Source organism: Ochrobactrum sp. XJ1 (assembly GCF_024701725.1).
In the GTDB taxonomy this organism is placed as follows: domain Bacteria; phylum Pseudomonadota; class Alphaproteobacteria; order Rhizobiales; family Rhizobiaceae; genus Brucella; species Brucella anthropi.
Genome location: NZ_VDGD01000018.1, coordinates 1 through 21,393, shown reverse-complemented (window position 1 = coordinate 21,393; position 21,393 = coordinate 1). Strand labels below are relative to the sequence as shown.

Sequence of the window (21,393 nt, the reverse complement as noted above, 5' to 3'; positions counted from 1 at the left end):
GCAATGTCGAAAATAAGCATCAGCCTTCTGGAAGGCTACCACATCACAGCAACCGACAAGCGCCATATCGCGGCGATTGTCGAACGAGGTTGGCGCGAGGGCGTAACCCGTCAGCGCCGATACAAGATCACGGAGAGGACCGGCGATATAGTTCGCCTTGTGATCGAGCGGAGCGAAAGGGACATGCACGGACGGCCCACGACCCGGCGCAGCAAGGTTGTCATCAGGATCAGGGAAGGGCAGGGGCATGCGTGAGCGGGATAGTGTCACGGTATTTGATACCCCCTCAAATCTAGGGGGAAGTTTCACCGTGTCGATTTTGAAGGAGATCGACCCCGAAACTGTCAAGGTGCGCGTCTGGTACGGGCGCGCAACGCCGAGCGGTTGGGAGCCTTGGAAAGATTGGGACGGCTACACCTTTCAAACGCGCCGCGATCTTCTCGCTAATAAGCGTGTCATGCGCTTGCGCAAGCCTTGAGCGAGCAACCATTATGAGCAGGGTCAGAGGCCGAGGCTAGAGCAACTGGATTGAACCGCGCACCGGTGCTAGAAGAAGGGCATATTATGAGCCGTTATTATATCAATCTTTTCAATCAAGGGCGCACCGACGCGGGCGCTGTCATCGGCTATGATCCGCCGTTGCGCACGTTTTTCCTACAAGGGTTTATTTCGGAGGAATCCGATTTTGAGGAGCCTGAAATCTGGCTCGGGACCGTCCTTGAAGAGTTTCCCACCCTGGAATGTCTTGTCGAGGAAGCGCGATCACGCGGCTACGAAATCGGCCAGCTAAAGAGGGATGACGTAATCTCCATGTTGGCGGAGGCTGGTCACAAACATGAGCCGACGATTTGGGAGCGGCTTGGCCTGATCATTTAGAACGGGAAAGGAAACATATGCTTGAAAATCTTGGAGAATTCATTTCGCCAATGGCGACCATCGTCGCCGCTTTATGCCTTATAGTCGTATTGGTCTGGATATTCAGAAAAGGGCTTTAAGCAAAAAATGCCTCATCCCTCGCGTGTTGACGATCTGCAAAAGAGTATCGCTCGCTTTGCGATTATAATGACTGTCGGAGGATTAGGATTTCTTGCGACTTATTTTTTGACTGGCGGATTGGCATCAGACGATGCAAAACTAGTAGGGATGCTGCATGGATGTATATTCTTGTGTGGCTTGGTTATGCTCTTGGTGCGGTTGCTCGTCTATTTTCAAAGGCGTTAGTGCGCTAACGCGCTGGGGGATATCCCGCCGCCAGTTCGCCAATATTTGGTGAAAATATAGTGCGGAAATCCCGCATGTGTCGCTTGACAAATGTACGGAATTTCTGTACTTAAATCCCATGCACACGGTCATTGAAACACCCGCCTATCTGTCATCCGCCAAGGATGAAAATGTAAGTGAGGAGGAGCGCATCGAGATTGTGTCCTTCCTCGCTTCAAATCCAGACGCGGGCGATATCATGGCCGGCACAGGTGGAGCGCGAAAGGTGCGTTTCGGCGGTCGCGGCAAGGGAAAGAGCGGCGGCTATCGGATCATCACCTTCTATGCCGACGAGGATATTCCGGTGTTCTTGCTCGATATCTACAGCAAGGACACGCAGGCAAACCTATCGAAGGCAGATCGAAACGAGCTGCGCAAAATTCTGACGGTCCTTCCGCAAATATGGAGGGAAAGCGTCAGTGAACAGGTGAAGAAACTCAGGAGTCGAAAATGAGCAAGGCAGGATCACGAATTTTGCAGGGCGCACGGGAAGCTCTTGCTTTTGCTAAGGGCGAGGCCGATCCGGCGGAATATGTTATTCATATCCCGCCACAGGTGGACGTTCGCGCCATCCGTCAGAAAACCGGATTGTCCCAAAAGGCGTTTGCCGCCCGGTACGGATTTTCCTTCGGTCGCGTTCGCGATTGGGAACAGGGCCGCTCCAATATCGATGCGCCGTCCCGCATCCTTCTCACCATCATCGAGAAGGAACCGGAAGCAGTTGAACGGGCGCTTTCCGCAGCCTGACCGGAGGCCTTATGAAGCAGCAGGCAGACCGCAGGAATGATCCACGTAAGGTCTACAGAACGGCGGACACGCCGTCCGATCTAGCGGAAATGCTGATAGTGGAACTGGATAAGCGCTTGGCAGGTAAGCCGGTAGCAACGAGAGGAGAAAAGCCATGGCACTAGCCCTCAAGCAGAAGGCCCCGGCCATCACCGCCGATGAAATGGAGCGCCGTCGCAAGATGGTTCGCAGCGCATTTCGTTCGAACGCTATGGAAGGTCTTCGCCCGAACCCGGCATGCCAGCCGGTATTTGACGCGTTCATTGCTGGCGAGATCGAGCTTGACGAGATGATGCCGCGCGTTAAGTCCATTCTCGGCATCCAGTAGGCATGTCGTTTACGCTCGCCGACGGCGAGACCCTTCGAAACAAGATAGGGGCCGAGACACACGAGGCGCTAGAAGCGGCCGAGCACCCGATTCTAGCGATCCGGCTGCTCGAACTGCGAAGCGGTCTCGGTCCCGAACCCACCTTCGACACGGCCCATCTTCAGGCGCTTCATAAGCACCTGTTTCAAGACGTGTTCGAATGGGCGGGCGAGCTGCGCCATCATCCATTCACTTTCGCTGACGGTACGCAGGCCTCAATGCCTGCCATGCACAAGATTGGCGGTAAGGATTTCGCGATCGGCAACGAGATCGACAGAGGCTTGAATAACCTCATGTCGGATCTCGAATCCCGCAACTTCTTGCGTGGCCTTGATCGCGAAACCTTCGCAACGGAAGCGGCCGACGCCTTCGCCCGGATGAATTCCATCCATCCTTTTCGCGAAGGCAACGGCCGGACTCAGCGTGAATTCTTCGCGGCCCTTGCCGAAAGGGCAGGGCATCCGCTCGAATTCGGCGTGATTTCCGACGAACGCATGACGTTCGTCTCAGTCGCCGCCCATGAACGCGGCGACCTGGCGCCCATGCGTCGCATGTTCGCGGAAATCACCGACCCCGATCGCGTGAACGCGCTCGAGGTCGCGCAGCAGGCTATTGAGCGCTTCCGCCCTGTGCAGGCCCCGCACGTCACGGCATGGGACGGTATATATATGGCGACGACCGAACCGGGGCAGGATTATCGCGGCGTCTTCAGCGGTGCGGCCGGTCGCAACTTCATGATGCAGAGGGATGATGGCGCGATCATCATAGGCAACGTGGTCGATCTGCCGGAGCCGCGCCCGGAATCAGGCGCGCGGCTCTCCTTCACCGCTTCCGATCCTCGCCAACTCCAACCCGCGTATGAGCAGGCACAAGCGCCGCTCATTGCCGCCGTTACCGATTGGCCGCGAAGCATCGATGAGACCGTGGCGGAGAGGATTTCGGCCCGGCCGACCATGCAGGCCGCGAACAGCCGCCTTGAGACGGCGGTTTCGGCAGTCTGGCAAGATCCGCAAGCGGTCCTTGCCGAATTGCGCAACCGCATCGAGGTTGAACGCCGTCCCGTTTCCGAATTTGCGCAGGAAATGCGAACCAATCCGGAGGCTTTCGGCTCGCTCCACGGCAACCGCAGCCTTTTCGGCCGCGATGACGCGGCCCGCGAAAAGGCGCTTGCTGCCGTTCCGCTCGCCGTCGCTGCGCTCCATGATTACGGGCAGGTACGTGGCTCCCTGGCCGTGGACCTTCGTCGCGACGAAGAGCGCTTTCGCACTCTTATGCGCGAGCCGGTCAACGATCTGTCACCCGCTGCCCGCGAGCTGGTCGGCCGGATTGAAAAGACACCCGCCCACGAGCTGGGCGCGGTGCTCGGACAGGGCGACCATAAGCAAGCCTTGACCGAATTGCGCGGCTTTATCGCCAACATTCGTGACCGCTTTGGCGCTCCCGGTTCGCTGGAGCTCGACCGGGACCGCCTTTCGCGTGCGATTCCGAATGCTTCGCCGGAACGACTTGAGGCGTTCACGGCGGGCTTTTCGCGCGCGCAGTTCATCGTCTCACGCGCAGAAACCTTCGAGCAGGCCAACACCCTGCAGGCGGCTCACAGCCACCAGCAGGGACATGAGCAGGGCAAGACTTTCGAGATGTAGCAGATGCGGTTGATGCTTTATGCGGCATTTTGCTAAGTATCGCTATTCCCGTCAGCTATAACGAGGTTTCCGCTTATGAAGTTCACCTACATCGCCTTTGCCATGGTAGCCCTTGCTGGCTGCACGACCGCCCAAAAAAGCCCTTATGACCTGACCGCAGTCTGCCTCACTGACGAAGGAAAACCGGTTTCCAAGGGCATGACCTACAAGGGCAAGACATGCGGCCAGTCGGACATGCCGATCGCTGACGGCAAGCCTACGCCGCTCGTCTGGCGATAAATGGGAGGGGAGGGGACATGAAATCTTGCCTTGTCATCGTAGCCGCCCTCTCGGCGCTCAGTGCCTCGACAGCGATCGCGCAAACCTTCGAGACCGTCGATAGGAGCCCGGCCGGCGATCGTTTCGAGAAATCCGCCAACTTCGACATTCTCGGTATTCACCCCGGCGATACGATAGAGGACGTAAAGACGAAGCTGAAGGCCGAATTTCCGGACGGTCGTGAGCCGGAAGAAACCCGGCTGAAGGGATCGGTATCAACGCCTGAAGGCGCACGCGCCGAGATTGAGTTCGTCAACGAGATCGCTTCTGGAACTAGTGACGGAAAGAATCAGGTCTACGTGAATTTTGCTTCCGAGGTCTACGATAACAGAGCGCTTTCGATTCGTCGTATCGTGGGATTTGAGACCTTTACGACCGCAGACGTTTTCCGAAAGCAAGTTGCCGAGAAATACGGTCAGCCTTCTATTGTCGAAGATGAAGGCGGATTCCTCAAGCTATACTATCTCTACGCGAATGGCCGCTTGGTCTCGGATACCGAAGCTCCCAAAACCAAGGAAAATTGCAATCGCGTCAACGAAGGAAGCCTTTGCGATTTTGTAGAAGTCCAGCGGTCATCCGATAATCGAAACATTGAGATCGCGCAGAAGCCATGCGCAGCATTCTTTCACAGTCAATGGCAGTACTTAGGGAAATATCAGGTTGGGGAGCGAAATTCTGTTATTAAGGATGACCGGTGCGACGGGATCATGGTCGTCAGCATGAGCACATTCCAGCCCGAACTAAACTCGGCAGAATTCACCCTTGTCGATGTCAAGCGGGCCTATGGTCATCAGACCGCCCTGGATGCTGCCATAGAGGCCAAGTTGAAGCAGGGCGTCGATATGGACAAGGTTGCCAAGCCGCGTCTTTGATCTAATTGCACAGGCGCTATAATTGCATGATTGCACCGCCACCCGTATCTGACGCTCCAATTGACGTCGATCACGTATTGAACTTTGCTTTTTTTACAGGCGCGGTGTTAGCCGTGCTTTTGACGCTGAGCGCTGTTATATGCATCCAATGGCTTCGACGGCTCACGCGATGGATTTGGTGGCTCTATACACCGCAAGGACGGCGCTCCACCGCGAAACACGAAGCCGGTCACGCCCTTGTTGCATCAGTTCTCGGTGCGGAAATTGTGGGCGTATCTGTTTATCGCAGGGCAGTTGATGGCGACCTAGGATTGTCCGTTCATAGAAATCCATTGATTGCTGCAGATACGCTTGAGGATGTTTGGCAAATGTTGGTCAGAGAAATAGCCGTCTGTTTGGCCGGGGGAATGGCAGAGCGGAAGTGGTCAAACATTGATGCTGTAGCTTACTCAATGGGAGCGTCGAAGGATTTGGCGAAAGTGCAGGCCATGGCCTCACTCGCGAGATTCATTACACACCGCCCTGATCCAGAGAGCGAGATTAAGAAGGCCTTATACGACGACATTCAGACGCCAAACTGGCAAAGAGCGATAAATGATCTGGCAAGCGCGCTTTTGAGGTCAAACGGAGCAGGTGTTACCTCTCCTGTGGTTGCTAAGGTCGTGGATCAATACATGTTGCAGCTACCTATGGTAAGATCGCTCGCGGAAGCCCGAAATACCACAAACGATCCCAGGAACACCGTCATCCCCTGACGATCACCGGCGCTCCGATCGGCACGCGCTCATATAGATCGATCACATCACGGTCAAACATGCGAATGCATCCACTCGATACGGATTTGCCGATCGAGCTTGGATCATTCGTGCCGTGAATGCGATAGAGCGTGTCCCGACCGCCCTGGAACAGATAGAGCGCGCGAGCGCCAAGAGGATTCGCCGCACCCCCTTGCACACCGCCCGCTAGTCGGCCCTTGCCGTCAGGATCGGCGGCAATCATGTTCGCCGTCGGCGTCCACTTAGGCCATTCTTCCTTGCGGCCGACTGTCGCCCGCCCGCTGAAACTGTGGCCTGCTTTCCCGACGCCGACCGGATAGGTGAGGGCTTTGCCGCCGCCCTGTATCAGCAGCAGTTCATACCGGGATGGCTCGACAATGATCGTTCCGGCCGGCTCGCTTGTTTCATAGTCCACTGTCCGTCCGCCTCGGTTCGAAGGTGCTGGCCGATCCAAGCCAACCCGCTCCGTTTCCGAGGAAGCACAGCCAGTCAGCATCGAGCCGGCTGCGAGCAAGAATATCCGTCTGCTGTATTTCATAGGTTACGACCACTTCTGAATTTGACATACGTTAGCTGCCGACCATGGGAATGGTGCAGACGGACTAAGCGATGAGCACTGAATTTCCCGGCGCTGCGTCCCCTGAGTGAAGAACCTTTGCGTAAACTCCAAGGCATGGAAATGCCCCGACATCTGGTATGTCCACGCGGTTCTGCGCATGGATTGCTCGTAATACATCTGGTTTCGGCTCAAGCCCGAGACCGTGAGCCAAAGTCGGCACGGCACATCTAGGCGTAGGCACCATGATTTCCAGCACTGCGCTGCCGATCTGCAATTTCTGGCCTGACCAACTGTTTTCGATGAAGGGAGTGGTGTCGGAACTATCGATCACGATGTTGGGCCTATATCTTTCCGCCTCCAGCCCATCGAGGTTTGCCTTGCGCGAAATTTCTTCCAAGGAAGCGACAGTGACGAGATGCACGGGCGCAAAGTCGTAAAAACCTCCTTCCGGGGCGGCTGCACCAATTTCTCCCACATCCAAGGCAACATCGGCATCAAGGCCGTGAGCCAGCACTTCTTCCGGTCGTGAGCGTTCAAACTGCATTCCGGGCCGGCGCTCGGATACCAGCGAGACGTGGCGTCCAAGGAGGCTGGACAGTGCTGAATCGATATTTTCTGAGTTCGAATGAATGGTGTGGTCATTGGGCAGAGAGATTGCCAATGTGCCAGTGTCTTCCGAAAGCTGAGCCGTGAGCGATAGAAGGGACCGCCAGAGCATTGGCCTTTTCGCACTGGCGATTTTCCCGCTTTCCCTATCCAACACGGCAAATGCCCGATCGCCATATACACCTGTCTTTGTCAGCACCGCGTGCTGAAGCTCTTCACCAAGGGCTGATTTCAACGGATATCGACGAAGGCGTCGTACTTTTCCGATTCTCTCCATTTCTCCGGCTACTCCCTGAGATTCTTTGCCACCAGCATGACTTATGAGCGCTTTGGTCCCTATTCCACCGTCCACGCTTCTTTGCCAGATGGTGGTTCGAAGCCCCGGATGTAGCGCCGCAAACGCTCCTCTGTAATTGGAAAGGCCGCGTTAGCATCTTGGCGGGAGGCCCTCGCGATCAACCGCTCGCGCAAGACCTTCTCTGGAGCGTTCATATACACGAGTTGGCAGTGATGATCGTTGCGCTGCACAAGCTCACGGTAGTCGGCCCGTGCTTTGGCGTTCCAGAAGCTAAAGTCGATTACCGCCCTGGTTCCGTGCCGCAGCATTTTGACAAGCTGCCGACGCAGGCTCTTCTCTACTGACGCTTGCAGGTCGGGATAATCGTGCTCTGAATAGTCCACACCAAATCGACCGCTTGTGCGCCAGATCTCCTCATCTATGGATAGCCGTTGGCAGCCCATCTTCTCAAGCGCTTGGGCGAATGTGGTCTTCCCTGATCCTGAGATCCCGCACATCATGAAGACGATACGGGGGTGAGCCTGCATGAGCGTGCGCGCGCACTTAAGCGCCTCCTGATGGTCCATCAGCTTGTCTTCTCCGATATTCATCAAAATAGCCGTTGGAAATCGCCCAAATTTACGCGCATGCTGTTACGCATTGTGCGAGCAACTCAGGCGACTTCGCGAAGTTCAGCGTTCTTGCAACGCCAATCGGACACCTAATGCGCAGTAGATTCCACCGACCACCTTACCCTGCCATTTCAGCACGACCGGGTTGCGGCGGAGAAAGTTGCCGAGACTTGCGGCTGACACGGCGAAGATCACCGTGCTGAGCAAGCCCAGAAGCACAAAGACGATGCCTAGCACCATCAGTTGAAGTGCAACGGAACCATTCTCTGGATGGACGAATTGAGGCAGGAACGCCAGGAAGAATAGCGCAGTCTTCGGGTTGAGCACTTCCGCCAAAATGGCCTGCCTAAATGCTTTCTGCGCGGTGATCGGAAGTGCTCTGGCGGCGGTCGGATCCGAGGGAGTTTTCGCTAAGATAGCCTGTATGCCGAGATAGACAAGATAGGCTGCACCTACATATTTCACGATGCTGAACAGAGTAGCCGATGCGGCGATCACAGCAGAGATTCCGATGATGGCCATGAACGTGTGAACAACGTCACCAGCCGCGATACCGACGCCGGTCGCGATACCGACCTTTGTGCCCGAGCTGGTCGCCCGCGCGACAGTTAAAAGGGGCGTGTCGCAAATTCTTTTGGTTAACTAGCTGTAGCGGCTTGCCAACATAAGCGCCTCTGCTCGCAAACATCGGCATTTTCTGCTCGAATTATCTGACAATGGAGCGGGCGTCGTGCTCACGCTCTTTGCCAATGTGCTCGCAAACATCCGGGTCTGCTTGCAAACATCCGCCACGTGCTCAGATTAATTGCCAGCGACGGCATGGTCAAACCGGGACGCCTGCCTGTCGTAGTTGCTCGGTCAGCTGACGGGAATATTCGGGATCAAGGGTGCCCGCCAGGAAGGCGCGGATATACGGACATGCGCTGTGGCTTTCCCTCCTTGGCGCTTCGGGTGCAGGAGGTTCTGCAGCATGATCCGTTGTCAGGGCATCTCTTCGTCTTCAGGGGCCGCAGATCGGATATTTTGAAGATCATCTGGCATGATGGTCTGGGCGCCTGCCTTTTTACCCGGCGGCTGGAGAAGGGCCGGTTTATCTGGCCGAATATGGGATAGCATCCGTCAAGGTGGTGTAGAATTGGGACCGGGCCGTCATGATCAGGCGGCTCTGGGTGAAATTTCTCCATCGCAGCTACGCGAGGAGGTAGAGCTGAGTTTAAGTGCTGTCATTGAAGTTTCACGAGCCTGATAAACGGACGTCATATGTCGCCCATAGTGATGCAAATATTCAATCGATGCACCACTAACGATCAGGATTATTGTGATGCTGGCTCTGAACGGAGTTGCCGTGACCTATGCCAACGGCACCCAAGCTTTGAAGACAACGACATTGACGTTCAACCAGGGTCAGTTCGTCGTGCTCCTCGGTAGATCCGGCGCAGGCAAATCTACCCTCATCCGGACACTCAACGGCTTGGTTGCGCCGACGTCTGGTTCGATCACTTCTAACGATATTGGTGCTCTGGATGCGGAAACTAAGCTTCGCATTCACCGAAGGCGAACTGGGATGATATTCCAGCAGCACCAACTCATAGGGCGCTTGAGCGCGCTCGACAACGTCATGACGGGCCGCCTGGGCTACCACTCTGGCTGGCGTACGTTGTTCCCTATGCCGCGTTCGGATCGAAGGCTGGGGTTGGAATGCCTTGAACGCGTAGGCCTTCTTGATAAGGCTCTCGTCAGGGCGGATCAACTATCCGGCGGTCAGCAGCAACGGGTGGGCATTGCGCGCGCGCTGGTCCAGAAGCCCCAACTGGTCCTTGCAGATGAGCCCGTTGCAAGTCTGGACCCTGAAACGGCTGTCGAGGTCCTGTCGCAGCTTCGCGAAATATGCACAGCCGACGGCATCACTGCTGTGATCAGCCTTCATCAGATCGATCTAGCTCGCCGGTTCGGCGACCGGGTCATTGCTATGCGCGACGGGGAAGTGGTTGCGGACGCCGCTGTCGACGAACTGACCGATCAAATGTGTGCGTCGATCTACCGCAGCGCCCCAAGAAATCCGACCACAACACAAGATTTGTCCAACTACGAGTATGATCAACCTTTAGCTGCCATGGAGGCCGCATTATGAAGAAGCTTCTGTCCCTCGCATTCCTCGCCGTTCTTGGCTGGAGTTCGTTGGCGCATGCTGGCTCAAATCCAGAGACATTGCGCGTCGCGTTGCTACCGGACGAGAACGCCGCCACTGTCATCAAAAACAATCGTCCTCTCGAGGAGTATCTTGAGAAGACACTCGGTCGGGAGATTGAACTGATCGTAACGACCGACTACTCGTCAATGATCGAAGCGATGCGTTTCGGCCGGCTTGAGTTGGCTTATTTCGGGCCGCTCTCTTACACGCTCGCGAAAACCAAGGCTGATATCGAGCCTTTCGCAGCACTTATGAAGGATGGCGAAACTACCTATCGCGCTGTAGTTGTCGCCAATGCAGAGGCTGGCATCGAAAGCCTTGAAGATGCAAAAGGGAAAAAGGTCGCGTTTGGGGACGTGGCTTCCACCTCAAGCCACCTTATCCCGAAATCTATGCTGCTTAAGGCCGGAGTTGAGGCTGGAAAAGACTATAGCGAGAACTTCGTAGGGTCGCATGATGCCGTGGCTATTGCAGTGCAGAATGGCAATGCTCAGATTGGCGGACTTTCGTTGCCCATCTACAATTCAATGGTCGCTCGTGGCACCATTGATCCTAAGAAAGTTATCGCCCTCGCCGAGTCCGATCCGTTCCCGCAGTACCCCTGGACCATGCGGTCGGATCTTGACACTTCGTTGAAAGAGGCGATCACCAAAGCCTTCATCGACCTTAAAGACGAAAAGGTATTGGCATCCTTCAAAGCCGATGGGTTCGCTCCGATCGATGACAAAGCCTACGACGTCGTCCGTGAGCTCGGTAAAGTGCTGAACTTGGACCTGAGTCAGTAAGGCGCGTTCGAGACAGTTTCTCACCTTTCGACGCAGGCGCTGGCCTGCGTCCTTTCTTCCAGGATATGTGATGACACAGCCGTCGGCCGACTACGACTCTATCCTTCAACATCAAAACAAAGCTTGGACCAGAGCTGGCGTGATCGCGTTGGCAATTGCGTGTGTGATCATTGTTAGCAGTTATCACTCCGGTCTTCTTGATCTGGAGCGTCTGGGATCTGGGTTTCCTGCGCTCTGGCAGCTCGGTACGGAAATGTTTCCCCCGGATTTCAACCGAGGCTTGGAGTGGATCAGCCCTCTCATCGACACTCTGGCGATGAGTATAGCTGGGACTGCGATCGCGGTACTGATATCACTTCCAGTTGGCTTTTTCGCCTCAGGGAAAACAGCACCCAACGCTGTCATCTATATGATCTCGCGTGGATTGTTGAATGGTCTACGGTCGATCCCGGAGCTGATTATGGGCATCGTCTTCGTGGCGGCAGTGGGATTTGGAGCGCTCCCAGGCGTGCTGGCTCTTGGTCTTCACTCGGTTGGCATGGTGGGCAAGTTCTTTGCGGAGGCGATCGAGCATTGCGATAATGCGCCTATAGAAGCCGCACGCGCAGCTGGTGCGTCGCCGTTCCAGATCGTGACGCGGGCGATCTTGCCACAAGTTCTACCGCAATTGGCCGATGTGACCATCTATCGGTGGGAGTACAACTTCCGCGCCTCGACAATCCTGGGCACTGTGGGAGCTGGTGGTATCGGTTTCGAGTTGATGACATCCCTCCGGATCATGAATTATCAGGAGGTTCTTGCGATCATGCTCGTTGTCCTTCTGATGGTCACCATCGTTGACCAGGTCGGCGCTCTCCTCCGCCGCCAGCTGCAATAGAAGGATAAATTAAATGCTCCCAAAGGTAGTAATCACCCATCGCGTCCACGAGGAGATTATCTCAAAGCTATCTCCCCACGCTCGTTTAGTTTGCAACGATACTGATGATACATGGCCCCGCGAGAAACTGCTCGCAGAATTGAGCGACGCCAAGGCGATGATGGCGTTCATGCCGGACATGATCGACGCGTCTGTACTCGCGCACGCTCCCGATCTTCAACTTGTGGCATGTGCGCTGAAAGGCTTCGATAACTTCGACATCGAAGCCTGCACGCAGCGTGGAGTCCACGTCACGATAGTGTCCGATCTTCTCACTGACCCGACAGCCGAACTTACAATCGGTCTGATGATTGCTCTTGGGCGGCACATTCTGCCAGGCGACAAGAGCGTCAGGAGGGATTACAAAGGTTGGCGCCCTCGGTTTTACGGCCTTGGGCTGCAGGGCACAGCAATCGGCATTTTAGGGATGGGAGCGATCGGAAAAGCTATAGCACAGCGCCTAAGTACCTTCGGCGCCATTGTGTCGTACTGGGATCGTCAATCCCTGGACAAAGCCGATGAGATCAGACTGAACGTAAAGCCTCTTGAATTTGACCAGTTGATCTCGTCGTCTACCTTTCTTGTGTGTGCACTCCCGCTTTCGGCCGAAACGAAGCATCTCCTCGGCGCTGAACAACTCGCCAAAATGCCCAAAGGAGCACTTCTTATTAATCCTGCACGCGGAAGCGTGGTTGATGAAGAGGCTGTTGTCGCTGCATTGCAGGCGGGGCGCTTGGGAGGCTACGCCGCTGATGTTTATGAGATGGAGGACTGGGCCAGACCCGACCGGCCTGACAAGGTCCACGGGGGTCTCCTCAATCGCGAACATGATTCGATCTTGACACCCCACATAGGCTCAGCAGTGGCGAAGTCGCGTTTGGCTATCGAGCACGAGGCTGCTGACAACATTATAGATTTTGTCCAAGGCCGAAGACCTCGTGCGGCAATTAACGAGGTTCAACTAATTCCTTGATTAGAGAAAGTAATGTTTAGCCTTTCGCATGTCGCAGCATTCATAGAGGTAATCGAAACTGGCAGCTTTCACGAGGCGTCGCGACGGCTTCAGATATCCCAACCGACTGTCTCACATAATGTGAAACGATTGGAGGATATACTAGGGGTGCGGCTGGTCGAGAGGAGGAAGGACAAGTGTGTGCCGACTCGGCAAGGGCTCGTATTCTTGCCATTCGCACGCAGCCTTTTGACCGTCACGAAGAGATCTCTGGACCGCCTGCACAGCGGCCGGATTACGTTGGGTGCCAGTACTAACATCGGTACCTATATTTTGCCAGTCCACTTGAAGCGTTTACAGGATGCTCAAGGCCGGCCACCTGAGGTGGCCGTTGCCTCAAATCCTGAAATCATCGAAAAGCTCTTGAGGAAGGAGATTGATCTAGCCTTTACCGAATGGTGGGACGATCGAAAAGGATATCAAGCCCGCCTTTGGCGGAAGGAAAAGCTGGTAATAATCGTATCCCCACAGCATAATTGGAGGACGCGAAAAACAATTGAAGCGGCAGAGTTATTTCAAGAGTCCCTCATTGGCGGAGAACGTGGAACCGGTACCGGATCCGTGCTCCGCGAGGCCTTCGGCCAAGCGGCAGAGCAATTCCCAATCTCATTCAATGTCGGGAGCACTGAGGCTGTGAAGCATGCAGTTCGAGCTGGTCTCGGCATTTCGATCGTGATGAGGAGCACTGTCCTCGATGAGCTCGCGTCGGGTAGGCTTTATGAGGTTTCTGTTGAGAATGTGGTTCTCGAAAAGTCTGTGTGGGCTGTACATCCCGTACATATGGAGGATGGTTCACCGGAAGCAATCGCGCTTAAGGTTATACTCGATGCGAGCGCCCCTCTGGGTGACCTAGAGCACGTCCACATTACTCGGGGTCATATCCGCAAGATTTGAAGTAGTTGGCGCATTCCTGCGGCTCGAACATGGTAACGGCCTGGCCGACCGCATCCTTTGGTATCGCCGCCTCAATTCCCGGAGTATCCCATACAAGGGGGACAAGATCGGGGACCGCCCGATTTTCGATGCGTAAGGTTCCCTGCTCCATGTCGCGAATATTCGGCCGTCAGACACATAGTTGGTTTCCATGGATCGTTTGTCATAAACGAGGGTTTTTGAGCATGCCATAGCGCATGCCGTCACGCCCCTTGAATGGCGCGATGGAATCTTCTCAAAACTGTTATAGAAACGGTTGTCGCAAAATGCTATGTGTCCAACGACTTTCAAGAACATTTGGATGGCTATGCGGGTCGGGTACGCCAGGGTCAGCACGATCGATCAAAATCCGGAGCTTCAGCTTGAGGCGCTGAGACGCGCCGGTTGCGAGAAGGTGTTTACCGAGCGCGGGTCAGGCGCTCGCGATGACCGCCCGGAATTGGGCCGAATTCTCTCCGACGTGCTTCGCACTGGTGACACGCTCGTTGTCTGGAAACTCGATCGGTTGGCGCGATCGCTAAAGAAGCTCATCGCGACGGCGGAAGAGTTGGAGCGCGCGAAGATCGGGCTCGTGTCCTTGACCGAGAGCATTGATACGACGACGCCGGGCGGCATGCTGACCTTCCATGTCTTCGGTGCGATCGCCCAGTTCGAACGTGCTCTGATCCGCGAACGCACGACGGCTGGACTGGTCGAGGCGCGGCAACGTGGCCGCAAGGGTGGCCGCCCGCCCGCGATGCGCCCGGGCGATATTGCCGCGGCGCGCGCCCTGATGAAGGAAGGCAGCATACCGGTACGCAATATTGCGCAGCGCATGGGGGTTTCTGTTGCAACCCTCTATCGTCATATCGGCAAGAAGGGTGGCTCTCCCAAAACAGTGGAATCCGAGGACGTCCATGGCTGAGCGGAGAAAGCGGCCGCCCGGAGAGGCTCTTGTCGATCTTCGACGCCGATTGTCGCTGCTTTCTCCCCGTGATCCAGGCCGTACCGAGATTGTTGCTCGTGCCGCCGATGCCTACGGCATCTCGATCTGGACCCTGTATCGGGCGCTGCGGGAGTTGAACCGCCCGAAATCCGTACGGCGCGCCGATCACGGAACCTCCCGGATCGCCCCGCAGCCGGAGATGGAAACCTATGCCGAAATCATCGCGGCCCTGAAGATCAGAACGGCGAACCGGAAGGGGCGGCATATCTCCACGGCGCGCGCCATCAAGCTGCTTGAGGAAGACGGCGTGGTGACGCCCGATGGCCTGGTCCGTGCACCGCCCGGCATCTTGAAACGCGCAACGGTCGATCGGCTGCTGCGTGTTTCCGGCCTGGATTATGCGCGCGTCACCCGCCCGGTGGCTGCCGTCCGATTCCAGGCGCGGCGTTCCAACGAACTCTGGCACTTCGACATGAGCCCGTCCGACCTGAAGCAGGTGGAAGCGCCGCTTTGGGTCGAGGAAGGGCGCGGCCGGCCGACGCTGATGCTGTTCTCCGTGGTCGATGATCGCTCCGGCGCGAGCTATCAGGAATACCGCTCCGTCTACGGCGAGGACGCGGAGTCCGCCTTGCGCTTTCTCTACAATGCCTTCGCCGCCAAGCCTGAACCGGAACTGCCGCTTCAGGGGATTCCAACGACCATCCATATGGATAACGGGCCGGTGAGCCGCTCGCGCGTTTTCCAGTCCGTCATGGGTAGCCTTGGTGTCCGGGTTCTCACGCATATGCCCCCGTCGGACAGCGAGCGGCGCACGCCGGCGCGAGCGAAAGGCAAGGTCGAGCGGCCGTTTCGCACGATCAAGGAAGTGCACGAGACCCTCTATCATTTCCACAAGCCGAAGGACGAAGAGGAAGCCAACCTTTGGCTCAGGCGCGCCTTGGTCACCTACAATAACGGCGACCATCGCACAGAGTCTCATGCACGCATCGAGGATTGGCTGCGGCATCTTCCTCCTGACGGGGTGCGGGCGATGTGCTCCTGGGAGCGGTTCTGCGCCTTTGCGCGCGAACCGGAACGACGGACGGTTGCTGGAGACGCGACCGTATCGGTCGAAGGCGCATCCTATGAGGTCGAGCCCGAACTTGCCGGCGAAACGGTGACCTTGCTCTGGGGCCTGTTCGATCAGGAACTGTTCGTCGAGCATGAGGGCAAGCGCTTCGGTCCATTCCAACCTTCGCGCGGGGCGGTTCCCCTCTTTCGCTATCGCAAATACCAGAAGAGCAAGCTCGAAGAGCGGCTCGACAAGGTGGTGCGCCTGGCAGACCAACTTGGGCTCCCCCGCGCCGCGGTCACCGGCGGGGATCGTCCATTGCCTTCGCTGCCCCCGACCACGGCTGGGCTGAGTGTACGGCGGACACCGTTTCCGGAACCCGCAATAGAGACCGCTTATCCAAATGGCCTCGCAGCCCGTGGGGCCATCGCCGACCAGCTCGGCCGGCCGATCGGCGCGATGAATGCCGGTGACCGCGCCTTCATCAATGAACTGCTTGGAGAAACACTCGACAAAAAGATGATCGCGGCCCGTATCCGCGAACGCTTCCAGGCGCGAAGAAAGGAAGAATGATGCTCGCTGACGTTCAATCCAGTTACGGCCTCGACCGGCCTTTCCAAGGGGCCGGCAACTTTGAGACCGAGCATCAGCGCACGATCATCCGCGAGGTGTGTGCGGCCGTCCAGACCGGTCGGCTTGTCGTGGTCTCCGGCCTGGTCGGTTCGGGGAAAACCCACCTTTTGCGCCGCATCGAGGCCGAACTCACCAAAGCCGGCAAGGTCGCACTCGCCAAATCGCTGGCGGTCGACAAGCGGCGCACTTCGCTGCCATCGCTCATTGAAGCCCTGTTCTACGACTTGTCTCCCGGCGATCGTGCGCAGGTCAAGATCCCCAAGCAGGCCGAGCGCCGGGAGCGCGACCTGCGCGACATCATGAAAAAAGGCAAACGGCCGATCGTCCTCGTGGTCGACGAGGCCCATGACCTGCACCACAAGACCTTAACCGGCCTGAAGCGACTGATGGAGGTGGTCGCCGACGCCGGCGTGCTCCTTTCCGTACTTCTTGTCGGGCATCCCCGGTTGCGCAATGATCTGCGCCGGCCGCAAATGGAGGAGATTGGCTACCGCACGACCATTTTTGACTACGAGGGGATCGGCTCCGCGCGCCGCGACTATGTTGCCTGGCTGCTTGGCGCCTGTGCGGCCGAAGGCGTAAAGGTTGGCGAACTCCTCGAGGAAGAAGCCATCGACCTCATCGCCGAACGTTTGCGCACGCCGCTTCAGATCGAGATGCATCTCACCCTCGCATTCGAGCAGGGCTTTCGCCTCGGCGCCAAGCCGGTTACCGCCGAAATCGTCGAGCAGGTCCTGTCCCGCGCCATCGACGATCTCGAACCGACGTTGACCCGAAATGGTTACGATGCGACGGCTCTGGTCACGCACCTCAATGCTCGGCCGTCGGATATCCGCGCCTTCCTGGCGGGCACCCTTGATCCCGAATATTCCCGTCAGCTGACCGAGCAACTACGACAGGCAGGCGTCCCGGTTTGACCATGCCGTCGCTGGCAATTAATCTGAGCACGTGGGGGATGTTTGCAAGCAGACCCGGATGTTTGCGAGCACATTGGCAAAGAGCGTGAGCACGACGCCCGCTCCATTGTCAGATAATTCGAGCAGAAAATGCCGATGTTTGCGAGCAGAGGCGCTTATGTTGGCAAGCCGCTACAAATATGCATGAAATCATCTGCCCGCATTGCAACAAGGCATTCAAGATTGATGAAGCAGGTTATGCAGATATCCTGAAACAGGTTCGCGATAGTGATTTCGACAAGCAACTGCATGAGCGTCTGGAATTGGCTGAACAGAACAAGCGGAACGCGGTCGAGCTTGCACAGGCCAAGGTTAGCAGTGAACTGCAGAAAGCTGCTGCAGCCAGGGATACTGAAATTCAGAAACTGAAGGCGAGGCTCGAATCTAGAGCATATCCTTTGAACACTGAATCGATTTTGAAGTGACAATCGGCGATCTGTCTGATTCAAGGTTTCCAGTTATGGAGGCTTTTGATGGGACGAGCATTAAGCAGTGATTTGCGATCACGCGTTTTGAAGGCTGCAAACGAAGGATTGTCGGCACGCAATGCGGGTGTACGGTTCGGGGTGTCCGCAGCGACAGCGATCCGCTGGGTTTCTCGTGCGCGCGATGGTGAGTTGGAAGCACGGCGTCCGGGTCGACGACGCGGTTCAAGACTTGATGCCCATGAAGATTTTATCGTGGGTATGATTGAAGAGCGCAAAGACGTCACGCTCAACGAAATGGTTGCCCGTCTGGCTCAAGAGCGCAGCCTCCAGATTGTGCGGAGTGCTTTGAATACCTGGTTACGGGCTCGTGGCTTTACTTACAAAAAAAGACCGCACATGCATTGGAGCAGGAACAGCCAGACCTAATGAGGAGGCGTGAGGCGTGGTTTGAAAGCCAGCTTGAGCTTGATCCTGAAAGGCTCGTTTTTATCGACGAAACGGGCCTGAATACGAAGATGGCGCGGTTGCGTGGGCGCAGCCCGCGAGGCGAAAGATGCCACGCAGGCATCCCACATGGTCACTGGAAAACAACGACGTTTACCGGTGCGCTCCGCCTCTCAGGCATGACAGCACCCATGGTGCTGGATGGTGCAATGAATGCCGACGCCTTTCGTGCTTATATCGAACAAGTGCTCGTGCCGACACTGACCCCCGGTGACATCGTAATCATGGACAATTTGCCTGCTCATAAGGTTGTCGGAATACGAGAAGCGATTGAGGAGGCAGGTGCGCAACTACGGTATCTGCCGCCCTATAGTCCCGATTTCAACCCAATAGAGATGGCGTTCTCGAAACTCAAAGCACATCTGCGTGCAAAAGCCGAACGCACTGTCGAAGCGCTGTGGGATGCCGTCGGCCAAGTCATAACATTGTTCGAACCAACCGAGTGCGCTAACTACTTTGCAGCTTGCGGTTATGACCCAACATAAAACGGATTCGCTCTAGCGAAGTCGCACAAACTCGCGGTAGCCGAGGCCTTAAGTGTCGTGGAAAAAGAACGTGATACCCTTCTGCACGACCTGGAAACTGCCAGACGAGAGCAGGAGGCTGCGTCAAAACTCGCCGAGGCGAAGCTTAATGCCGAACTACATAAAGCAGCTTCTATTAAGGACGCTGAGATTGAGCGTCTTAAGGCCAGGCTAGATGCGGGTGAGCTTTCACAGAAGATCGCCGTGACCGAAGGTGTCCTCGTAGTTGAGAAAGAGCGAGACGAGTTGAGAACGGTCTTGATCGTGTCGCACTTGAAAAGCAACTTGCTGAAACTGCCCTCAAGGACAAGTACCAAACGCAGCTTAAGGATCGCGACGAGGCTATTGAGCGTCTGAGTGATATGAAGGCGAAGCTATCGACAAAAATGATCGGTGAGACGCTGGAACAGCATTGCGCAACTGAGTTCGACCGCATTCGCGCCACTGCATTTCCCCGCGCTTATTTTGAGAAGAATAACGACGCGCGCAACGGCAGTAAGGGCGATTTATCTTCCGTGACGTGGACGATGCAGGTTCTGAAATTGTTTTGATCATGTTCGAGATGAAGAACGAGAACGAGGACACGGTCACAAAGAAGAGGAATGAAGACTTTTTCAAAGAGCTAGACAAGGATCGTAGCGCTAAGGGCTGTGAGTATGCGGTGTTGGTTTCACTGCTGGAGCCTGAGAGCAAACTTTATAATACAGGGATTGTAGACGTATCCCATCGTTTTCCGAAAATGTATGTTGTCAGACCACAATTCTTTATCCCAATAATTACGCTGCTGCGTGATGCGGCGATAAATTCGCTTAAATACAAGACAGAGCTGGCGCTGGTGAGAGCGCAAACGTAGACATCACCAACTTTGAAGCCCAACTTGAAGATTTTAAAACAGCATTTGGGAGAAACTGGCGTCTGGCTTCGGACGGTTTTGAGGAAGCAGTCAGACGCATCGATGAAGCGATCAAGGATCTGGAAAAAACGAAAGAAGCGCTTCACAAATCAGCCAACAATTTGCGGCTTGCAAATAATAAAGCCGAGGACCTGTCGGTCAATTCTTCACGTCGCTTGACACGCGGGAATCCGACAATGGCTGCAAAATTCTCTGAATTGAAGCAGAATATGTCTGATCCTGAATGATATGGGCAAACTTAATTGATGTGTGGGTTCCAATGCCCTTGGTCGGCACATGCCTCACAGCAGCCGTGACGCTCGTCCACTGCGCCGTTTGGCATTGTTGTAATAGTCTGATGCCTGTTGCACGGAGCGATGACGGGATTGCTCCATGGCTTCGGGGAGGGGAATGCCACGATTGGCGGCTTCGGTGAGATAGCCGGAGCGCAGACCATGGGCAGAAAATTCCGCAGGGTCGAGACCCGCCATTTGCGCGCGCCGCTTGACGATGGCGTTGACGGCACTGGGTTCCAGTGCCCGCGTGGAAACATTGCCCCATCGATCGACTTTTCGAAACACGTTGCCTTTGTCGATCCTGGCTGCCTTCAGCCATCGGGTGAGGGCATCGACGGGACGTCCGGTCAGATAAACAATTTCATCCTGTTCGACGCCACTGGTTTTGGTACGGCCAAGATGGATGCCAAGCGAGGGGAGGGGAGAGCCTTCTTCATCGGTGACAGGTGCCTGTTTGACGAGTTGCTCTGTGCGCAGGCCTGCTATTTCGCTGCGTCGGCGGCCACCGGAGGCAAAGGCCACCATCAGGATGGCCCGATCACGCAAGGCGGTGAGATCCTCGCCGGAACAGGTTGCCAGCAGCTTGCCCAGAATATCGCCGGTAATCGCATTGGCACTCTTGCGGCTGCGCGGCCGGTTCAGGGCGCGCACCGCAAGCCGGATTGCCGATTTGACGGAAGGCGATGAAAACGCACCCTCCAGGCCGCGCCAGCGGGTCAGCGTCGACCAGTTGGCAAGACGGCGGCGCACGGTTGCCGGTGCATGCGGTCCCGACACGCGCAGAAAGCCTTGTCGGCGCAATTCCTCTTCCACGTCGGCTGGCATGCCGTGATCGGGTTCAATCTCGCGTTGCTGCGGCCGCCAGAGATGATGGGCAACGAATTTCAGGAGCAGGGCTTCCGGCGCCGGAAAGGGGAGGGGGCTGCCGGTTGCGGCCATTGACCATGCTTCGAGATAGGCCAGATCCGAGGTCAGCGCACGCAGCGTGTTTTCGCCCATGCCTTCATTGACCAGATGGCGCAGCGTCTCGACATCCTCATTCGTCAAAATCTCCGCGAGCATGTCGCGCCGGTTCATCGGCAAAACGGCGTCACGACACGAAAGTGATGAATCTGTCCGACTTTTGAGAACGCATACAGAACCTCACGTCGGCTTGAGCGTTGATGCCGTTGATTTCTGGGCTTTGAGCGCTTGGTAGAGAGCGGTCTTGCCGATCTTCACGCGGGCGGCAGCTTCACGGACATTCAGCCC

At 56.2% G+C, this 21,393-nt stretch carries 28 protein-coding genes and 1 pseudogene; 24 read left to right on the top strand and 5 right to left on the bottom strand.

The genetic code is table 11. The features are described from left to right. The first annotated feature begins 3 nt into the window (after positions 1-3). The 10 genes from FG152_RS23750 (at position 4) to FG152_RS23705 (ending at position 6,001) form a co-directional block, all read left to right on the top strand. Positions 4-255, top strand: coding sequence for a hypothetical protein (locus tag FG152_RS23750; protein ID WP_100560352.1), 252 nt, complete (start codon positions 4-6; stop codon positions 253-255). Between the two features lie 55 nt (positions 256-310). Beyond that, positions 311-478: a hypothetical protein gene (locus tag FG152_RS23745; RefSeq protein ID WP_157803369.1), complete on the top strand. Its 168-nt coding sequence runs from the start codon at positions 311-313 to the stop codon at positions 476-478. Positions 479-528: 50 nt separating this feature from the next. Continuing rightward, positions 529-876: a hypothetical protein gene (locus tag FG152_RS23740; protein WP_226622911.1), complete on the top strand. Its 348-nt coding sequence runs from the start codon at positions 529-531 to the stop codon at positions 874-876. A 463-nt stretch (positions 877-1,339) separates the two neighbouring features. Beyond that, entirely contained in the window at positions 1,340-1,714 is a 375-nt protein-coding gene (locus FG152_RS23735) for a type II toxin-antitoxin system RelE/ParE family toxin (RefSeq protein ID WP_100560355.1), read from the top strand. After that, positions 1,711-2,007 carry a helix-turn-helix domain-containing protein gene (locus FG152_RS23730; RefSeq protein ID WP_100560358.1) on the top strand — a complete coding sequence of 99 codons (297 nt, stop codon included), beginning with the start codon at positions 1,711-1,713 and terminating at the stop codon, positions 2,005-2,007. The genes FG152_RS23735 and FG152_RS23730 overlap by 4 nt, the downstream gene beginning before the upstream one ends. 154 nt (positions 2,008-2,161) lie before the next feature. After that, positions 2,162-2,374 (top strand): antitoxin VbhA family protein, encoded by a 213-nt coding sequence (locus tag FG152_RS23725; RefSeq protein WP_100560360.1) that lies wholly within the window; start codon positions 2,162-2,164, stop codon positions 2,372-2,374. Between the two features lie 2 nt (positions 2,375-2,376). After that, positions 2,377-4,056 (top strand): Fic family protein, encoded by a 1,680-nt coding sequence (locus tag FG152_RS23720; RefSeq protein ID WP_100560363.1) that lies wholly within the window; start codon positions 2,377-2,379, stop codon positions 4,054-4,056. 75 nt (positions 4,057-4,131) lie between these two features. Next, positions 4,132-4,335 (top strand): hypothetical protein, encoded by a 204-nt coding sequence (locus tag FG152_RS23715; protein WP_100560365.1) that lies wholly within the window; start codon positions 4,132-4,134, stop codon positions 4,333-4,335. A gap of 17 nt (positions 4,336-4,352) precedes the next feature. Continuing rightward, positions 4,353-5,246 carry a hypothetical protein gene (locus tag FG152_RS23710; RefSeq protein ID WP_100560367.1) on the top strand — a complete coding sequence of 298 codons (894 nt, stop codon included), beginning with the start codon at positions 4,353-4,355 and terminating at the stop codon, positions 5,244-5,246. Positions 5,247-5,272: 26 nt separating this feature from the next. Then, positions 5,273-6,001, top strand: coding sequence for a M41 family metallopeptidase (locus tag FG152_RS23705; protein ID WP_100560370.1), 729 nt, complete (start codon positions 5,273-5,275; stop codon positions 5,999-6,001). On the opposite strand, the gene FG152_RS23700 is transcribed toward FG152_RS23705, so the two are convergent. The 4 genes from FG152_RS23700 to FG152_RS23685 form a co-directional block, all read right to left on the bottom strand. After that, entirely contained in the window at positions 5,991-6,437 is a 447-nt protein-coding gene (locus FG152_RS23700) for a L,D-transpeptidase (protein WP_235913277.1), read from the bottom strand. The two genes, FG152_RS23705 and FG152_RS23700, sit on opposite strands and share 11 nt — an antisense overlap. 187 nt (positions 6,438-6,624) lie before the next feature. Continuing rightward, positions 6,625-7,464: an MOSC domain-containing protein gene (locus tag FG152_RS23695; RefSeq protein WP_100560374.1), complete on the bottom strand. Its 840-nt coding sequence runs from the start codon at positions 7,462-7,464 to the stop codon at positions 6,625-6,627. 59 nt (positions 7,465-7,523) lie between these two features. Continuing rightward, positions 7,524-8,075, bottom strand: a complete 552-nt coding sequence (locus FG152_RS23690; RefSeq protein WP_100560376.1) for a P-loop nucleotide/nucleoside kinase family protein — start codon at positions 8,073-8,075, stop codon at positions 7,524-7,526. Between the two features lie 81 nt (positions 8,076-8,156). Further along, positions 8,157-8,726, bottom strand: coding sequence for a LysE family translocator (locus tag FG152_RS23685; protein ID WP_100560378.1), 570 nt, complete (start codon positions 8,724-8,726; stop codon positions 8,157-8,159). 189 nt (positions 8,727-8,915) lie between these two features. On the opposite strand from FG152_RS23685, the gene tnpB reads away from it, so the two are divergent. From tnpB to FG152_RS23615, 14 genes and pseudogenes are all read left to right on the top strand, one after another. Beyond that, positions 8,916-9,209, top strand: coding sequence for an IS66 family insertion sequence element accessory protein TnpB (gene tnpB / locus FG152_RS23680; RefSeq protein ID WP_080600525.1), 294 nt, complete (start codon positions 8,916-8,918; stop codon positions 9,207-9,209). A gap of 208 nt (positions 9,210-9,417) precedes the next feature. Then, complete coding sequence (gene phnC, locus FG152_RS23675) at positions 9,418-10,227, top strand: phosphonate ABC transporter ATP-binding protein (protein WP_006473175.1); 810 nt, start codon at positions 9,418-9,420, stop codon at positions 10,225-10,227. Next, a complete protein-coding gene (phnD, locus tag FG152_RS23670; protein ID WP_003501103.1) occupies positions 10,224-11,072 on the top strand; it encodes a phosphate/phosphite/phosphonate ABC transporter substrate-binding protein in 849 nt (282 codons plus the stop codon). Before phnC ends, phnD begins: the two co-directional genes overlap by 4 nt. 70 nt (positions 11,073-11,142) lie before the next feature. After that, positions 11,143-11,949 (top strand): phosphonate ABC transporter, permease protein PhnE, encoded by an 807-nt coding sequence (gene phnE, locus FG152_RS23665; protein ID WP_006473411.1) that lies wholly within the window; start codon positions 11,143-11,145, stop codon positions 11,947-11,949. Between the two features lie 13 nt (positions 11,950-11,962). After that, a complete protein-coding gene (locus FG152_RS23660; protein ID WP_003501101.1) occupies positions 11,963-12,961 on the top strand; it encodes a phosphonate dehydrogenase in 999 nt (332 codons plus the stop codon). 12 nt (positions 12,962-12,973) lie between these two features. After that, a complete protein-coding gene (locus FG152_RS23655; RefSeq protein ID WP_003501100.1) occupies positions 12,974-13,894 on the top strand; it encodes a LysR family transcriptional regulator in 921 nt (306 codons plus the stop codon). Positions 13,895-14,234: 340 nt separating this feature from the next. After that, on the top strand, positions 14,235-14,837 hold the full coding sequence (locus FG152_RS23650; RefSeq protein WP_003501098.1) for a recombinase family protein: 603 nt from the start codon (positions 14,235-14,237) through the stop codon (positions 14,835-14,837). Next, the gene (locus FG152_RS23645; protein WP_003501095.1) at positions 14,830-16,482 is read left to right on the top strand and encodes an IS481 family transposase; all 1,653 of its coding nucleotides are present in this window, start codon (positions 14,830-14,832) and stop codon (positions 16,480-16,482) included. Before FG152_RS23650 ends, FG152_RS23645 begins: the two co-directional genes overlap by 8 nt. After that, the gene (locus FG152_RS23640; protein WP_003501092.1) at positions 16,479-17,459 is read left to right on the top strand and encodes an ExeA family protein; all 981 of its coding nucleotides are present in this window, start codon (positions 16,479-16,481) and stop codon (positions 17,457-17,459) included. The genes FG152_RS23645 and FG152_RS23640 overlap by 4 nt, the downstream gene beginning before the upstream one ends. A 179-nt stretch (positions 17,460-17,638) precedes the next feature. Continuing rightward, positions 17,639-17,923: a hypothetical protein gene (locus FG152_RS23635; RefSeq protein WP_437260613.1), complete on the top strand. Its 285-nt coding sequence runs from the start codon at positions 17,639-17,641 to the stop codon at positions 17,921-17,923. Positions 17,924-17,971: 48 nt separating this feature from the next. After that, positions 17,972-18,915, top strand: a protein-coding gene (locus FG152_RS23630; RefSeq protein WP_374710411.1) for an IS630 family transposase whose coding sequence is annotated in 2 segments (ribosomal slippage) — positions 17,972-18,295 and positions 18,298-18,915 — 942 coding nt in all. Because the reading frame shifts where the segments join, the coding sequence is not laid out codon by codon here. Positions 18,916-18,972: 57 nt separating this feature from the next. Then, the gene (locus FG152_RS23625; protein ID WP_235819123.1) at positions 18,973-19,311 is read left to right on the top strand and encodes a hypothetical protein; all 339 of its coding nucleotides are present in this window, start codon (positions 18,973-18,975) and stop codon (positions 19,309-19,311) included. After that, positions 19,299-19,505 carry a DUF2130 domain-containing protein gene (locus tag FG152_RS23620; protein WP_328587908.1) on the top strand — a complete coding sequence of 69 codons (207 nt, stop codon included), beginning with the start codon at positions 19,299-19,301 and terminating at the stop codon, positions 19,503-19,505. The genes FG152_RS23625 and FG152_RS23620 overlap by 13 nt, the downstream gene beginning before the upstream one ends. 2 nt (positions 19,506-19,507) lie before the next feature. After that, positions 19,508-20,094, top strand: a pseudogene (locus FG152_RS23615) (DUF2130 domain-containing protein). A gap of 54 nt (positions 20,095-20,148) precedes the next feature. On the opposite strand, the gene FG152_RS23610 reads toward FG152_RS23615, so the two are convergent. Continuing rightward, a complete protein-coding gene (locus FG152_RS23610; protein ID WP_094574561.1) occupies positions 20,149-21,219 on the bottom strand; it encodes a site-specific integrase in 1,071 nt (356 codons plus the stop codon). Positions 21,220-21,393: the final 174 nt, after the last annotated feature.

Excerpts from the sequence above, each read along its gene's own strand:
- phnE (WP_006473411.1), top strand. The coding sequence starts at position 11,143 with ATGACACAGCCGTCGGCCGACTACGACTCTATCCTTCAACATCAAAAC.
- FG152_RS23655 (WP_003501100.1), top strand. The coding sequence starts at position 12,974 with ATGTTTAGCCTTTCGCATGTCGCAGCATTCATAGAGGTAATCGAAACT.
- FG152_RS23610 (WP_094574561.1), bottom strand. The coding sequence starts at position 21,219 with ATGAACCGGCGCGACATGCTCGCGGAGATTTTGACGAATGAGGATGTC.
- phnC (WP_006473175.1), top strand. The coding sequence starts at position 9,418 with ATGCTGGCTCTGAACGGAGTTGCCGTGACCTATGCCAACGGCACCCAA.
- FG152_RS23690 (WP_100560376.1), bottom strand. The coding sequence starts at position 8,075 with ATGAATATCGGAGAAGACAAGCTGATGGACCATCAGGAGGCGCTTAAG.
- tnpB (WP_080600525.1), top strand. The coding sequence starts at position 8,916 with ATGGTCAAACCGGGACGCCTGCCTGTCGTAGTTGCTCGGTCAGCTGAC.
- FG152_RS23720 (WP_100560363.1), top strand. The coding sequence starts at position 2,377 with ATGTCGTTTACGCTCGCCGACGGCGAGACCCTTCGAAACAAGATAGGG.
- FG152_RS23705 (WP_100560370.1), top strand. The coding sequence starts at position 5,273 with ATGATTGCACCGCCACCCGTATCTGACGCTCCAATTGACGTCGATCAC.
- FG152_RS23660 (WP_003501101.1), top strand. The coding sequence starts at position 11,963 with ATGCTCCCAAAGGTAGTAATCACCCATCGCGTCCACGAGGAGATTATC.
- FG152_RS23650 (WP_003501098.1), top strand. The coding sequence starts at position 14,235 with ATGGCTATGCGGGTCGGGTACGCCAGGGTCAGCACGATCGATCAAAAT.
- FG152_RS23695 (WP_100560374.1), bottom strand. The coding sequence starts at position 7,464 with ATGGAGAGAATCGGAAAAGTACGACGCCTTCGTCGATATCCGTTGAAA.
- phnD (WP_003501103.1), top strand. The coding sequence starts at position 10,224 with ATGAAGAAGCTTCTGTCCCTCGCATTCCTCGCCGTTCTTGGCTGGAGT.
- FG152_RS23750 (WP_100560352.1), top strand. The coding sequence starts at position 4 with ATGTCGAAAATAAGCATCAGCCTTCTGGAAGGCTACCACATCACAGCA.
- FG152_RS23735 (WP_100560355.1), top strand. The coding sequence starts at position 1,340 with ATGCACACGGTCATTGAAACACCCGCCTATCTGTCATCCGCCAAGGAT.
- FG152_RS23645 (WP_003501095.1), top strand. The coding sequence starts at position 14,830 with ATGGCTGAGCGGAGAAAGCGGCCGCCCGGAGAGGCTCTTGTCGATCTT.
- FG152_RS23715 (WP_100560365.1), top strand. The coding sequence starts at position 4,132 with ATGAAGTTCACCTACATCGCCTTTGCCATGGTAGCCCTTGCTGGCTGC.
- FG152_RS23640 (WP_003501092.1), top strand. The coding sequence starts at position 16,479 with ATGATGCTCGCTGACGTTCAATCCAGTTACGGCCTCGACCGGCCTTTC.
- FG152_RS23710 (WP_100560367.1), top strand. The coding sequence starts at position 4,353 with ATGAAATCTTGCCTTGTCATCGTAGCCGCCCTCTCGGCGCTCAGTGCC.
- FG152_RS23725 (WP_100560360.1), top strand. The coding sequence starts at position 2,162 with ATGGCACTAGCCCTCAAGCAGAAGGCCCCGGCCATCACCGCCGATGAA.
- FG152_RS23730 (WP_100560358.1), top strand. The coding sequence starts at position 1,711 with ATGAGCAAGGCAGGATCACGAATTTTGCAGGGCGCACGGGAAGCTCTT.
- FG152_RS23635 (WP_437260613.1), top strand. The coding sequence starts at position 17,639 with ATGCATGAAATCATCTGCCCGCATTGCAACAAGGCATTCAAGATTGAT.